Annotated in this window: 14 protein-coding genes and 1 pseudogene; all 15 read right to left on the reverse strand. The window is 30.9% G+C overall.

What is annotated here, in order from left to right; translation table 11 throughout:
* Positions 1 to 248: 248 nt before the first annotated feature.
* Entirely contained in the window at positions 249 to 1,868 is a 1,620-nt protein-coding gene (locus NH286_RS09510; RefSeq protein WP_265238534.1) for a recombinase family protein, read from the reverse strand.
* 78 nt (positions 1,869 to 1,946) lie between these two features.
* Positions 1,947 to 2,108 carry a hypothetical protein gene (locus NH286_RS09515; protein WP_019213949.1) on the reverse strand — a complete coding sequence of 54 codons (162 nt, stop codon included), beginning with the start codon at positions 2,106 to 2,108 and terminating at the stop codon, positions 1,947 to 1,949.
* Positions 2,109 to 2,265: 157 nt separating this feature from the next.
* Positions 2,266 to 3,000, reverse strand: coding sequence for a phage replisome organizer N-terminal domain-containing protein (locus NH286_RS09520; protein WP_265238537.1), 735 nt, complete (start codon positions 2,998 to 3,000; stop codon positions 2,266 to 2,268).
* An 84-nt stretch (positions 3,001 to 3,084) separates the two neighbouring features.
* Positions 3,085 to 3,696 (reverse strand): class I SAM-dependent methyltransferase, encoded by a 612-nt coding sequence (locus tag NH286_RS09525; protein WP_002837070.1) that lies wholly within the window; start codon positions 3,694 to 3,696, stop codon positions 3,085 to 3,087.
* A 203-nt stretch (positions 3,697 to 3,899) separates the two neighbouring features.
* The gene (locus NH286_RS09530; protein ID WP_265238540.1) at positions 3,900 to 4,427 is read right to left on the reverse strand and encodes a PcfB family protein; all 528 of its coding nucleotides are present in this window, start codon (positions 4,425 to 4,427) and stop codon (positions 3,900 to 3,902) included.
* A gap of 181 nt (positions 4,428 to 4,608) precedes the next feature.
* Positions 4,609 to 4,782, reverse strand: coding sequence for a hypothetical protein (locus NH286_RS09535; RefSeq protein ID WP_265238542.1), 174 nt, complete (start codon positions 4,780 to 4,782; stop codon positions 4,609 to 4,611).
* Between the two features lie 221 nt (positions 4,783 to 5,003).
* Positions 5,004 to 5,098, reverse strand: a pseudogene (locus tag NH286_RS10725) (PcfB family protein); the annotation flags it as partial.
* Between the two features lie 202 nt (positions 5,099 to 5,300).
* Entirely contained in the window at positions 5,301 to 7,031 is a 1,731-nt protein-coding gene (locus NH286_RS09540) for an ABC transporter ATP-binding protein (protein WP_265238544.1), read from the reverse strand.
* Positions 7,032 to 7,045: 14 nt separating this feature from the next.
* Complete coding sequence (locus NH286_RS09545; protein WP_265238546.1) at positions 7,046 to 8,767, reverse strand: ABC transporter ATP-binding protein; 1,722 nt, start codon at positions 8,765 to 8,767, stop codon at positions 7,046 to 7,048.
* A gap of 9 nt (positions 8,768 to 8,776) precedes the next feature.
* On the reverse strand, positions 8,777 to 9,358 hold the full coding sequence (locus NH286_RS09550; protein WP_068455225.1) for an MptD family putative ECF transporter S component: 582 nt from the start codon (positions 9,356 to 9,358) through the stop codon (positions 8,777 to 8,779).
* Positions 9,359 to 9,376: 18 nt separating this feature from the next.
* Positions 9,377 to 11,542: an ATP-binding cassette domain-containing protein gene (locus NH286_RS09555; RefSeq protein WP_265238550.1), complete on the reverse strand. Its 2,166-nt coding sequence runs from the start codon at positions 11,540 to 11,542 to the stop codon at positions 9,377 to 9,379.
* 4 nt (positions 11,543 to 11,546) lie between these two features.
* A complete protein-coding gene (locus NH286_RS09560; RefSeq protein ID WP_265238552.1) occupies positions 11,547 to 12,173 on the reverse strand; it encodes a TetR/AcrR family transcriptional regulator in 627 nt (208 codons plus the stop codon).
* Positions 12,174 to 12,412: 239 nt separating this feature from the next.
* Positions 12,413 to 12,805, reverse strand: coding sequence for a DUF4368 domain-containing protein (locus NH286_RS09565; protein WP_068455235.1), 393 nt, complete (start codon positions 12,803 to 12,805; stop codon positions 12,413 to 12,415).
* A gap of 202 nt (positions 12,806 to 13,007) precedes the next feature.
* Positions 13,008 to 13,181 carry a hypothetical protein gene (locus NH286_RS09575; RefSeq protein WP_180371929.1) on the reverse strand — a complete coding sequence of 58 codons (174 nt, stop codon included), beginning with the start codon at positions 13,179 to 13,181 and terminating at the stop codon, positions 13,008 to 13,010.
* Between the two features lie 73 nt (positions 13,182 to 13,254).
* The coding region (locus NH286_RS09580; protein ID WP_265238555.1) for a MobA/MobL family protein at positions 13,255 to 14,405 on the reverse strand (1,151 nt) is incomplete at its 5' end.

The raw sequence follows: 14,405 nt of genomic DNA on the forward strand, positions 1-14,405 counted from the left end.
CAAGTAGGGCTACTTTAATATCGGCTTACCACACCTAAGTGCAGTCGATACTTGGCTCAACTAACGGAATAGTTGGTTTGGTCATTATGCCAAACAGTTAAATTAAGCGACTTCATGTCGCACCCACAAATAAGAATCAAAGGTATTCTCAGTTACATATCTAAAGATATTAACTTTATCATTTTCATTACCTTGACGAACAATTCTACCACTTCTTTGCTCCAAATCTGGTGAGTAGTCCGAAGTGGTCAATTTAATTTACCTATAAACTTGTAGTGAATTTCAACCTTTTGGCTTATTTGACCGTCTATTTCTTCCTTGTCATAGACATATATCTTATCTATTATTTGATTTAAAATATATCTGTTTAGCGATTTTATCTTAGCGTACTTGCTAATATTGTTCATGAATTTCTTGTAGTTATCTTCAGTTTCAAAAGATACTTCTATATCGCCCTCTAAGACCTTGATTTCCTCGATTAACTTGTCTTGTTTTTTAGATATGCTCACATTCATTAGATTGAAGTTTCTTTCGGTTATATTTCCCTCTAACCTATCTTCATATAACTGTTCATAGCTTCTGTCTAATTCTGCTAATTGGTTCTTTTTAAGCTCCAGCTTGTTAGATAGTTCTTTTCCCTCGTCAATTTTTTCTACTTCAATCTTTTCTATTATCTTTTCAACAAAGTCTTCTTTAGCAGATAGTGCCATACTTCCATGATATTGTATATCTTCAAGAACAATATTATATAGATCCCTAGCTTCAATTCTGTGTGATGAACAAGCATTTACTCCATATTTTTTATATGTGGAGCAAGAAAAGTGAACAAAGTCTATGAGTTCTTTCTTTTTAAGCCTATAATCAGTTTTTGGTGTCAATGCATAACCACATTTAGGACATCTTACAAGTCCTTGAAAAATGTTGTCATAATAGAGCCCCTTTTTATTGTTACACTTCCTCTTATCAATCATTGTTTGAACTTGTTCCCATATTTCCTCACTAACTATTCCCTCGTGGGTATCTTTAGCATAAATATAGTCACTTTTAGGAATATACATTCTTTTTGAGTTCTTAAATGATAAGGTAGGTCTTTTATTTCTTGCCATATTTCCACAATAAACTGGATCTCGTAAAACATTTAACACCATTCTATGTGACCATTGATATTTATTTTCTTCTGTTAGTCCATAGAGTTTTTCAGCATTTTCAACAAATGCACTTGGTCTTGGAATTTTTCTCTTCATCAACTCCTGGCTAATAAGTTGAGTACCCTTACCCTCTAAACACAATTTATAAATGAGTTCTATTATAGGTTTAGTTTTCTCATCTATGATTAATCTGCGTTTATTATTAGGGTCTTTTAGGTAACCAAATGGAGCTTTAGAGCCTATATATGTTCCCTCTCTCATTCTGCTTTGAATTGCACTCTTAACTTTTTTGGAAGTATCCTTTGCGTACATTTCATTGAGAATGTTTTTAAATGGCATAATATCATTTTGATTGCTATTTAATGTGTCTATACCATCAGTTATTGCGATATATCTTATGTTCTTTTGTGGAAAGTACATTTCGATATATGCTCCACTTTGAAGATAGTTTCTTCCTAACCTTGATAAGTCTTTTGTTATAACACAATTTATTTTTCCGTTTTCAATATCAGTAATCATCTTCTTAAATGATGGTCTTTCAAAGTTTGTTCCCGAATAACCATCATCTACATAATAATCATAAATAGCGATACCGTTACTTTCTGCATATTGTTTTAGCATTACTTTTTGTGACCATATACTCATACTCTCAACTGAGTTTCCATCGTCCTTTGATAGTCTACAATAAAGTCCTGCTACATATTTTTTAGTCCTGCTCAATTTCAATCTCCTTTCCCTAAACAGGACTATCTCAATAATTTAATTATACTAAAATACTCCCGTTTAGTCAATCAATACTTACGCTTGCGTTTGTTTATTTTCTCTGTCTTTTTCTAAGTTTCTTTCGACTACATGCTCGATAATATCTTCAAATACTTCTTCAATCGGCTTTTTCCCTACATATACTCGCTTTATTTCATAGTTGATTTTTCCACTTCGTTTTTTCTTTTTTAATTCCATGTAATTCCTCCATTTTGTTGCAATAAAAAAAGACGATTAGATTTTTAATTTTCTAATCGCCTTTTAAGTGTCATATTTACATTTTTATTATCTATGGCATACTTTGATACCTTTTTAGACTTAAAGTCTTTAATAGTGGCTTTCCACCTCTTTTTATCTATAAAGATTCTCCTACATCATAGTTCATTTTTTTATTTAAACCTTTCTGTGTTAGTTTATCTTTATCTCCTTCATACCAATTTAAGATTGTTGCATAGTGGTTTTGATAGGTCTTTCCACTGCTTTTCATGTATCTTGATAGTTTATTTATCATTATTTCTGTGTGTGAGTTTAGTTTTTCTTTTAGATTTTTATATTCTTCTTTGCTTAGCCTTACATTTTTGAATTCTCCATAAAAGATGGGGGTGGACTTTTTATCTGTTTCTATCTCTCCCTCTCTCTCTTTATCTATCTCTATATCTTTCTCTATCTCTATCTCTTGTCGGACATGTGTTGGACTCATTAAGGACAATGTCCTCTGTTTATTTTGTCTGTATCTTCTTTTTTTCTCTGCCCATGCTGTTTCTGATCCGATTAAGTTTGGTATTTCTGTTAAATAGTATTCATCATTTTCTGTTACAACTTCTAGTAAGCCTTGATTGATTAAATAATTAACTGTAACCATTACATCATCGTCTGTTTCATCTATGGTTAGTGCTAACTCTTTTATAAAATCACTTTCTACTCCATCATAATAGAGTTTGCCCTCATCTTTTAGACTTAGTAATAAAAGTTTTAGATAGATTATCGTGTAGGTATCTCCTCCCGATATTCTTCTTAATCTTTTTATCCTTTTGTCTGTGAAAAATTCTTCTTTTAATTTTATCCAATAATATCTTTTGTTTATTGCCATTCTAATCCTCCTTGCAATAAAAAAAGAAGCAGATTTTTTCTCTACTTCTCCTTAAAATTTATTTTTCATTATTCACAAATTTTTTTATAATTTTCTAGCTAAAAATACTAGATGATCTTCCTCGTCCAGATGGTATTCGCATTTAAATCCTATCTTATTCAATGTTTCTGTGAGATATTCGGGAGAATAAACTTCAAAATCTAGCATATCCGCCCATTTTTTTATATTTTTATGTTCTCTATATGCTCCTTCGTTGCATATTAGAAACTGACCGTCCTTAATTAGTACACGATGAATTTCCCTAAAAGATACTTCTATATTCTTCCAAAAATAAATGGTTTCAAAGGCAGTTACTATATCTATGGATTCATCTTCAAAAGGTAACTTAGCCACGTCTGCTTCAATAATTTTACACCTGCCATCTCTTATAGCTTCGCTATTTACTGAACTTGCTATATCTACACTTGTTTTAGAGTAGTCCATTCCATATACTTTTTTAGCCTTTGTTAAGAAGTATTGAACATTACGTCCACCACCACATCCTAGATCTAAAACTACATCCGAGGTTTTAATATGCAGAAAGGATCTGCCCCATTTCGCCAATTTTTCGTGGCCAACGTTCATTCCTTTCACCATGAAACGACCACCGAAATTATTTTTAGGATTTTTTACATTTTCAAAAAATTTTTTTAACATTTTCATCTCCTGTTGATAACAATTATCAGTGTCATTTTATCATAAATTTTACATTTATTCAAATTTATATCCTATCTACATTGATGTATTCAAGAATTTCGATAATCGAAATTCTTGATTTCCGATTTTCGGAATTCTGGACTTCTGCTTTTCAGAAGTCTTGTTATTTTGGGTATCTAAGGGTGTAACTTTTCGTTACTCCCTTAGATTTCTCTGGTCATATCTTTTTTGCTTGGTTTTACTTTTTCTTTTACTTTTCTTTTGACTCTTTCTTTTGTCTTATCCTTGTTCTTGGATAGGTCTTTGTATTTCTTTATTTGTTTTAGGATACTTTCTTTTTCTTTTTTATTTTCTTTGGCTATGACTTGTTTAAAGGCATATTCCATTACTTTTATGTCTTTGGCTTGGAAAAATACTTCATAGTTTTGGGTTTCTTTGTTTTTCATTACTGAGAAACTTACTCTAAGTTTGTTTAATTCTTTTTTTAAGTCCTTGAGGTCGCTTTGATCTATGCTTATATTTTCTAGTTCTCCTTTCTTGTAGAGGTCTTTTAGTTTCATTTCATCGCCCATAAGGCTTTTTAGGTTTCCATTTGCTTTTTTTAAAGTATCATTCATCTTTTTTCTTATTTCTTTTTCTAAGTTGATTGATTCTTTTGCTGCCTTTATTGTGTATGTTATTATGGTTTGTGCTGCTTGACCGGCTTCTTTGCTTATTTCTTCGTTTATCATGCTTTTCTCTCCTTTGTTTGAATAAAAAAAGGGAAGTATAGGCTTTAATTTTTCTATACTTCCCTTTGCTTGTTTTTTTGGTTGTTTGTGGTGGTGGAATGCTTTATTTTGATGTTTATATAGCTTTCTTAGGTATTTGTACCTTTTATACTTTAAAATAGCTTACAATGCCTTTCCACCTTTAGTAGTTTGTGTGTGTTCTTTTGTCTGATAGATAGTTTTTCATGTTGGAATATAAAACTTTTATTTCTTCGTTGTTCATTGCTTTTATTTCTTCTGTGCTTTTATATGTTTTGTATGTTCCATCTTGATCTGCTTTTATGAGTTCATCTATTAGCTCTTGCCTTTTATTCATCTCTATTACCTCCTAGATCTGCCTTTATTTTCTTGGTCATATTATAGCTTGGATAAGATATTTTTACCAGGTCTTATCTTTCTTGATTTTTGTAATAGTCTTTAGTCATTTGTCTTTTTTTATTAAAACTATCACTGTCTTGCTTATACTCATTTATCTTTTCTATGATACTTTCTTTTTCTTTTTAATTTACCTTGGCTATAGCTTATTTAAAATCATATTCCATTTGCTTTTTCTAAATATTATTCACCTTTTTTCTTATTTCTTTTTCAAGATTTATGGATTCTTTTGCTGCCTTTATTGCGTATGACATCATGGTTTTCTGAGAATAAAAAAGGAGGACTTCTACACTTTGGCGTAAAAAGTCCTCCGAAAATAACAATCAAATTAACTCTTATTGTTATTGAATTATTTAATTTTTGTGTTAAAAGTTACTTTCAAAAACTTTTATTATCAAAAAACATCGTCATCTCCCATTAAATACTCATTTATTTAGTCAAACATCAAAATGGATGTATTTACTTAAAACTCCATTTATTTGCTCGCTCTCTTATTGAAATGAATGATTTATATATCCCATCTTGAGTTATAAGCTCATTATGCGTTCCTTCCTGTACTATTTCCCCTTTATCTAAAACAATGATGTTGTCTGCTTTCCTAACAGTTTCTAACCTGTGTGCAATCATAATAACTGTTTTATTCTGTACTAAATTATCGATGGCTTGCAAAATATTGCGTTCATTTTCTACATCTAAAGCACTGGTAAATTCATCTAAAATCACAATGGGAGCATCTTTGAGTATTGCTCTAGCTATCGCTATTCTTTGTTTTTCTCCACCGGATAAAGTGCTACCCGCTTCACCAATTTTAGTTTCGTATCCTTTTTGCAAGCTTTTTATAAAGTCATGACAGTGCGCTTTTTTTGCAGCGGATATAATATCCTCATCACTGGCATTTGGCTTTGCCAAACGAATATTATTCATAATTGTATCTTCAAACAAATACACATTTTGAAATACCATACTTATATTTTTCATCAATTCTTCGGTGGAGATATTTGTTATTTTTGCTCCACCAATCAGAATTTCTCCTTCGCTTACATCATAAAATCTCGGTATAAGCTTGCAAAACGTTGTTTTTCCTGAACCTGAAGGTCCGATAATCGCTGTAAGTGTGTTCGGTTTAAGAGCTACTGATATTCCCTTTAAAACTTCTCCTTTTCCGTAAGAAAAACTTACATTTTTAAATTCTATTTCATTGGATTTTATATTTTGAATAGGTGATAATACCTTTATCTCTTCAGCATTTTCCATACTGCTTATATCCTTTAGTGAGCTATCTAAAAGCCCAATCATAGAAAGAATAGAACCCGCTTGACTTACAGACTGGAATATTACAAAGCTCATAATCAATAAATTAATGGCTTTTTGAGGAGAAATTTCTCCACTATTCCACATAAAAAACGCATAGCTAATAATCATAATTTCAAACAACTGTATCGTAAGACCGGCACCTATGCTTGAGGGAATAGATTTTTCGGATAAATTTATATTATTAACACAACTACCATCTATATCTTTTTTTACTCTTTCATCTTTTTCTCCCATACCAAAAGCCTTAATTACGCTTATTCCCTGTATAAATTCAATAGCACTTTCCGTTAATTTTGTTTGTGCTAATTGTCTTTTGGGAGCTTCGCTTCTTGAAATTTTCATTTGATGATTAACTACAAACAAATATGTTAATATGCCTGCAAATATTACAACGGCAACTTGCCATTCATAGTAAGCAAATCCTAAAACTATTGATATAGCAGATAAAATTCCACCTATCACATGAATTAAAATGATTGGTGCAACTTGTTCTACGGTTGAAATAGATGTAGTCAGTGTTGAGTTTATATTTCCTACTGAATTTTTGCTAAAGAACCCTAAATAGAGTTTTTTAAATAATGAGCCAAAATATAACCTTTTATCTTTCGCCATCTCAAATCCAACGGATACAGAACCCAGTTGTGTGAAATAACCAAGACCAAATACTCCGATGATACATACAATTCCGAGTATCATTACCTTATAAATATAATTGTCCATTAAATTACTATTAAACATGGCGTTTACCGCTAAAATTATTGCTATCATTTTCAGCATAACGAATATACCTTCTATAAATGATAGAATTAAAATTTTGACTAAACTGCCTTGCCTTTTCTCACTAAAGTTCCATACACTTTTTATAGCTTCAAACATATTCTCACCTCCAATCAATTTGCTATTTCATATAAATGCTTATACGTAGAACACGACTTAATAAGTTCTTCATGTTTTCCATCGCAAATGATTTTCCCATTTTCCATATATATGATCTTATCTGCATTTATGACAGTTTTAATTTTATGTGTAATAACAATTAGTGTTTTTCCTTTGGTAAATTCCAGTAACGCTCCTTGAATTTTTTCTTCATTTTCAATATCTGTACTTGCAGTTGCTTCATCTAATATGATAATTGGAGCATTTTTTAGAATTGCTCTGGCAATAGCTATTCTTTGCTTTTCTCCGCCGGATAACCTATCCCCTGCGATGGTGTCATATCCATCAGGTAAAGTTACAATAAAATCATGGCAACCGGCTCTTTTAGCAGCTTCTATCACCTCATCATTCGTTGCATCTTTTTTACCTATTCTAATATTTTCCAAAATAGTATCATCAAATAAAAATGTATTTTGATCCACATAGGAGATAAGAGTATTCAGGTCATTCATTGAAAGGTCTTTTACCTCTATACCACCTATTTTTATTTTTCCTTTCTCAAAATCCCAAAATCCGGCTAAAAGTTTCATTAGAGTTGATTTTCCTGAACCTGAAGTACCAATAATTGCAGTCATAGTTTTTTCTTTAATGGTTAAATTCACATCATCAACATCATTTTTTGTCCCATCATAAGAAAATTGTAAATTTTCAAACGCTATGTCGTATGTCATTTTTTCTTTTACATTAGAATTCTCACTTCTCTTAAGTTCCGGATAATCTAAGATTCCTTTTATTTCCTTAGTAACAGTTCCCATCTGTGCCAATTGGTCAACATAACTGGATGCTTTAACAATCGGTTTAAATATTCCAAGAGAAATCATCATAAACAAAAATAAACTTTGCTCAGTAAGAAACCCATTATTAAAAAATATCAATCCCACAACAATTGTTGGAAATATAGATACAGGAGCTATGCTATAGGAAAGAGACGCATAAATCTGTGAGCTTTTCATCCAGTTTATAGCATACTCCGCATGGCGTATGACTGCATTTTTATATTTAGCATAGGAGCTATCTTCCATATTGAAAGTTTTAATTACATCAATCCCCTTGACATACTCTATAACCGCTTGATTCATATTCTTTTGTGCCTGTACTTGTCCCTCATATTTTTTCTTATATCCAATCATCATAAGCATTCCGATTGATAGTCCAAATATAACCCAAAGAAATATAATCCCGGTAAGCTTAATATTAACTGCAAGCATCCAAACAATCATGGCAATAGGTATCAATAAATTTGCAGTCATCTCAGGAAGTAGATGTGCTAATGTTTTTTCTATATCTTCCACCCTATCTACCAATATCGTTTTTAATGTTCCACTAGGATTCATATCAAAATATCCCATCGGCAATCTAACAAATTTATCACAAATTGCATATCTTAAGTCCTTTAGCGTTAAGTATGCTGCTTTATGAGATATAAGTGTTGAAATATTTGAAAGCAGCACCCCTGATATTTTGCAGATTATAGTGAAAATCAAGACATATATCATGTTGTTTCCATGAAATCCTTTGAAGATATATCCCGCTAAAATTCCAACAAAAGCGTATGATAACAGTTCGCATAGAACAGAAAGCATACTTAGCATAACAGATAAAATATATCTTTTTTTGTATGGCTTTATAAACGGATCCATTTCTTTAAAAAAGTTTGGTTCTTTCTCTTTTTTCATGACTTCACCCTATGCATTAGCTTCTTTTTCTAAAATATGTTTCCTTACGACCTTGCTACCTATATAAGCTCCTGCGATTGCTGAAACTATAACTAAGGCAAGTAAAATCAGCGTTCCCCAAGAAGAAATCATTTTGCCTGCCGCTATAATATTTGAAGCTAACTCCTTTTGTTTCATGGCTCCTATAGTTTTATTCAAGGCTATTGTATATGGATAAATTACACTTCCAATTGAAGCCAAAGTTTGCTGAATAACATAGCTGACTCCAATAACTTTTAAATTACCATAACCTTTTTTATATAATAAAAACTCTGCTATCAATCCTGAAATTACAAACATCAAAATATATGGTGGATAGAATGCTATCACTCCTTGAATAAGGGAATATATAAAAAACGCTCCTCTTTTTTTCACTTTCACTCCGATAACATAGAAAACAATACCCTGTAATAATGAGTAAAGCACCGGTGTTAAGAGTATGGTAATTGGTGTTGCATACATGAATGTTCCAATCGAAAATATCAAAATGTTACACAATGATAATAAAGTAACTGTAATGATATCTTTCGCTTTCAATTTGTTTTTGTTCATGATTAAGTCCTCCTATTTTTATAAAATATTTATCATCAAAATTACTATCATTCCAATCATCAATATGTAATCGCATAAACTGAACTGTAAAGTAACATAAGATGATTTTTTATGATTTAAAGCAATTCCTCTTGTTTCTGCTGAAGCTGATAAAGTTTCCCCTATTCTTATCACTCGAAAAATGAGTGATACAATCAGAGCCTCAAGATAATCTATTTTTTCTTTTATTATATTTTTATGCTTGCAACTTCCTCTATTTCTAAGCACTTGTCTAAGTAATTTAAAATCATTCCTTAGCACCGGGAAAAACCTGAAAGAAACTGCAAGAATCAATAATAACTTCTCAGGTATTCTTATTTTTCTAAGTCCCGCAAGCATATTTGTTGTCCCTCTACCTCCAAGAATAATAGGAAATAGTAGAAATATTAAAATAAATCTAGGAAACAAATTTGCCGTAAATATTGTAATTTCATTCGGATATATGATTTCAAGACCGTAAATAAGCCCTATAATGATAGAAGTAATTCCTAAAGTCTTGTATCTTCTATTTGCAAGAGAAAAAACGAGAGCTAATAAATTGCATTCAAAAATCAAACTTTTATTGTCGATTCCTACTGCAACCATACAAAGAAGCCAAAACAAAATATTTGTTCTCGGATCTAAAAGATTTTTTTCTCTTTTTGCCGGAGGTTGATGTTCTAAATCTTTTTCAAATATACTTTTAATGCTTTCAATATCTCTATTCTCTTTTACTTCACAAATCCTTTGTATCGTTCCATCATCAAGTTCCAAACATTTATCCGCAACTGATGAAATAAATTCTAAGTCATGGCTAATTGTTATCACGATTTTTTTCTTTTTCATATCGTTTATCAATCCCACTACAGTATCTAAACTTTTTTTGTCCATTCCTGAGGTTGGTTCATCTAAAATAACCACACTTTTATCCGAAAGATACGCCATCATTAAGGTTAATTTTTGCATTTGCCCACCTGAAAGAGAAAATGGATGCCTATCACGATATTTCCACATATCAAACTTTTTAAGTAGAGCTTCTATCTCATCATATTTGCTTCGATTTACACCGTACTTTAGTTCAGATAATACAGAATTTGTAAAAAATTGAAATTCAGCTTCTTGCATAATAAAGAGGCTATCCTGCGATAGCTGTCTGTGGCTCAATTCTTTTTCCTTTAGAAAAACTCTTCCCTTTTGTGGTTTCAATAGTCCACATATACATTTTCCTAAGGTGGTTTTGCCTGAACCATTTTTGCCAATCAAGCAAGTCACTTCTCCCAAATAAGCTGTAAACGACAAATCATTTAAAATATGTTGTTTTTTATATCCAAAGGATATATTTTTTACCTCTAATTTATCATTGACAACATTAGAACACTTCTTCTGAACCTCAATCTGCTTCAAATCCGTAACTCGTAAACACAAATTATTTAATTCATCCTTAGAAAATATCTTAAAATCGTCCTTATCATACTTTTCATAAAAGCTTCCATTTTTTATCAGCCAATATTCATCAGCCAACTCTTTCAAATAGTAAAGCCTATGTTCACTGATTATTAGAGTTTTTCCATCTTCTTTTAGAAGCAATAAGATATTTTTCAGTTTTTCTATGGCTAAATAATCTAAGTTTGCAGTTGGCTCGTCAAGTAAAATAATATCCGTATCCATTGCCCAAGCAGACATAATCGCTATTAGTTGACGCTCTCCGCTTGAAAGTTTGAATACTTCCCTGTTTTTCAAATACTCCAAGCCAAATTTTGAAAAAGCTTCTTCTGTTCTTCTTTTTATTATTTCATGGCTTAACCCTTTATTTTCAAGTCCAAAAGATACTTCCGTATCGCTTTCCATTGTAAAAAATTGACTTCTTGGATCTTGAAAAACGGACGAAATCAATTCTCCAACTTCTCCAATGTTCTTGTTTTCTATATTGTTGCTATTTACCAAAATATAGCCATTAAATATCCCATCATAGAACTCCGGTATTAAATGGTTTAAGCACCTAAGTAATGTTGATTTTCCACATCCACTTTCGCCACAAAGAACTATGCAATCTCCTTTTGATATGCTGCCAATTACATCATCTAACGACTTTTCCTTTTTGCCTTCATAGGAAAAATCTATTTTAAAATCTAAAATATTTTCGTCCTTCTTGCCTTTATCGTACATAAATTCAATACCTATTTATAATTTCATCAAATATCTTTTCCCAACCCGCCCCAATAAATTCGCCGAGCATTTTTGTGTACTCGATTGTCTCCTCTTTGCTATATCCTTTTTCAATCACTAATTTAAAAGCACTAAATTGTTGATTCATCAAAAGCTCTACCAAATCTAATTTCATCTCACTTATATTCGGGTCTATATTTTCCCTTATAAATTGTTTTGTTATGGAAATTTTTTTATTCATCATTTCACGAAATATTGCTTCTACAGAACTGCCTTTACTTGAGCAAAGTATTAGTTTGCACTCCTCATAATATTTAAATAACACATCTACATATCCTTTGGTTTCTTTCTGAATGCTACGCAAAAAATGATCAAAGTTTTTATCTACGCAATATTCCCTATACGAGTATTCGTTCTCTTTTCTTTTCACACTTATAGCTTCTAAAAATTCTTTTATCAAACTATAAAAAAGTTCATCTTTCCCTTTATACCTTGTATAGATTGCTCCCGATGTAACTCCCGCTCTTTTAGCAATATTGCCTATTGAAGCAGCCTGAAATCCATTTTGCAAAAACTCTATTTTAGCAGCTTCAATGATTGGTTTATCAAGTTCATGGTTTCTATTTGCCATGTCCATTCCTCCATTCTTACAAAACTTTAATTTTAATAGTATAATCAATAATCAAATTATCAATAATGATATTATTGATTATACATCAGTTAGTTTTATCTAACAATAGTTGTAAGATGTTTTTTAGAAAATTTACTGATTTACATATTTATTTGTATGAAATAAAATAGTCGGTGCAGTTTTAAAACTACGCCGACCACAAAGTCATAATTTTTTTCCATACTGGCTTTTTTCTTTTTTTAATATCTGTAATTATACTCTCGCTTCTTCTCTCTCTTTTTCCTTAGCTTCTCTAGTTCATCAAGTTGATATTGCGTAAGTTCTTTAGGTTCTTCTTGTGGCAATTCAAACTTGCCAATAAAGTTCAGGTATATTTCAACTTCCTGTGTTCTTTCATAGTTATCCCATTTACCCTCGTGAACCAGTATCTTATCTACAAATTCATTTATCATTGGAGTTGTAAGTTCGCTAAAATCAGCATATTTCTTTACAAGTGATATAAACTTATCTGCTCTAATACTATCTTCCTCAAAGTTTTTTAATATACTTTTTGAATGTTCAATGGATTTTTCTAATGCCATTTGCTCTTTTGAGGTTGAGTACACTTTTTTTATAAATTCTTCTTCATTCAACTTTATATACTCGCTTACTTCTTTGATAGTCTCTAAAACTAATTTATTAAGAACTTCGTTCCTGATATAGTGTGATGAACATTTTTCTTCAAAATTCCCTTTTGCTAAGTTATATGTTGAACAAATATATTCATCTTTAGGGGGGCGGCTTTTATCTGTTTTTCTGCCTGACCAATCTCTTTTAAATCCGGCTTTTCCACCTTTAGTAGTTTATATGTGTTCTTTTGTCTGATAGATAGTTTTTCATGTTGGAATATATAATCTGTATTTCCTCATTATTCATTGCTTTTATTTCTTCTGTGCTTTTATATGTTTTATATTTTCCATCTTGGTCTGCTTTTATGAGTTCATCTATTAGCTCTTGCCTTTTATTCATCTCTATTACCTCCTAGATCTGCCTTTATTTTCTTGGTCATATTGTAGCTTGGATAAAATATTTTTACCAGGTCTTATCTTTCTTGATTTTTGTAATAGTCTTTGGTTGATTGTCTTTTTTTATTAAACATATCACTATCTTGCTTATATTCTTTTATCTTTTCTATGATACTTTCTTTTTCTCCTCTCTTAATCGCCTTGTCAATTTCTATTGATAGGTCGATACCATATTCTTTATTTACTACTTCTACTGCATATTTGATATGATTTATTTCCTTGTATCTTTCCCTTATCTTCTCTGACTCTGTATTTAATTTACTGATTTCATCTTCTAAGTTTTTGATTTCTCCTATCCATTCTTTTTCTCTTAAATTTTTCTTTCCACTAATTTTTTCAATTAAGGTTCTTGCCCTTATATGTTGGTCTATTTCCTTTTGATTATTCTTGTAGAAGCTTTCTTTGAATATTTTCTTGCTTTCATATTCTTGGTAGGTTGCTTTTGTTTTTCTTACAGTCTTTGCATAGGCTAAACACTTATTAAGGTCTTCTATCTTTTGACTGTTTTCTTTTATGGTCTTATATATTTCAGAGTTTTTGCTTCTTAGGTTATTTATATGCCCTTGTAGGTCTGATATGGTTTTTATTTTGTTTTCTCTTAGATAATTTATTCCACTTGCATATCTTTTTAGATCATAGATTGCCTTGTTTCTTTTCCCATAAAATGATAATTCAGCTCTATTATTTTCTTGCATTTCTTGATAAAAGCTTAAATATTCATAGAGGTTAAAGAGTCCTGATTCATTTTCTATTTGCTTTTTACTTTGGTCTTTATATTCCTTATATGATTCTTTTAGCTTATCTTTAAAGCCTGCTAACCATGATGTTATTTTCTTTATTTCATTGCCTATGTTTTTTAATAGTTCATTCTGTTTTTTTATTTCACGATTTATATCTCCTTTTTCTGTTCTTATTCCTTTTCTTTCCATTGCACTAGCACTTGCCCCTAGATGTATTGTTGGTATTTGTTTTATGCCTTGTCTTTTAAAACTCCTATGGTCTACTCTTTTTTCTATATTATTTTTTGCTAAGCATTCGTTGCAAAGGTCTGAAAAATTTTCTCTCCATTTTTCTACATTGCCTTTATCATTCCAGGTTGTTAGTTCTACTTTTCTTGTTTTAGGTTTTCCATTTTTGTTTAAAATCTTTTCTCCTTTTTCATCTAGGA

This window comes from Anaerococcus sp. NML200574 (genome assembly GCF_026131665.1).
Classification (GTDB): Bacteria; Bacillota; Clostridia; order Tissierellales; family Peptoniphilaceae; genus Anaerococcus; species Anaerococcus kampingae.

Excerpts from the sequence above, each read along its gene's own strand:
- NH286_RS09545 (WP_265238546.1), bottom strand. The coding sequence starts at position 8,767 with ATGAAAAAAGAGAAAGAACCAAACTTTTTTAAAGAAATGGATCCGTTT.
- NH286_RS09515 (WP_019213949.1), bottom strand. The coding sequence starts at position 2,108 with ATGGAATTAAAAAAGAAAAAACGAAGTGGAAAAATCAACTATGAAATA.
- NH286_RS09540 (WP_265238544.1), bottom strand. The coding sequence starts at position 7,031 with ATGTTTGAAGCTATAAAAAGTGTATGGAACTTTAGTGAGAAAAGGCAA.
- NH286_RS09555 (WP_265238550.1), bottom strand. The coding sequence starts at position 11,542 with ATGTACGATAAAGGCAAGAAGGACGAAAATATTTTAGATTTTAAAATA.
- NH286_RS09550 (WP_068455225.1), bottom strand. The coding sequence starts at position 9,358 with ATGAACAAAAACAAATTGAAAGCGAAAGATATCATTACAGTTACTTTA.
- NH286_RS09525 (WP_002837070.1), bottom strand. The coding sequence starts at position 3,696 with ATGTTAAAAAAATTTTTTGAAAATGTAAAAAATCCTAAAAATAATTTC.
- NH286_RS09535 (WP_265238542.1), bottom strand. The coding sequence starts at position 4,782 with ATGAATAAAAGGCAAGAGCTAATAGATGAACTCATAAAAGCAGATCAA.
- NH286_RS09530 (WP_265238540.1), bottom strand. The coding sequence starts at position 4,427 with ATGATAAACGAAGAAATAAGCAAAGAAGCCGGTCAAGCAGCACAAACC.
- NH286_RS09520 (WP_265238537.1), bottom strand. The coding sequence starts at position 3,000 with ATGGCAATAAACAAAAGATATTATTGGATAAAATTAAAAGAAGAATTT.
- NH286_RS09575 (WP_180371929.1), bottom strand. The coding sequence starts at position 13,181 with ATGAATAAAAGGCAAGAGCTAATAGATGAACTCATAAAAGCAGACCAA.
- NH286_RS09560 (WP_265238552.1), bottom strand. The coding sequence starts at position 12,173 with ATGGCAAATAGAAACCATGAACTTGATAAACCAATCATTGAAGCTGCT.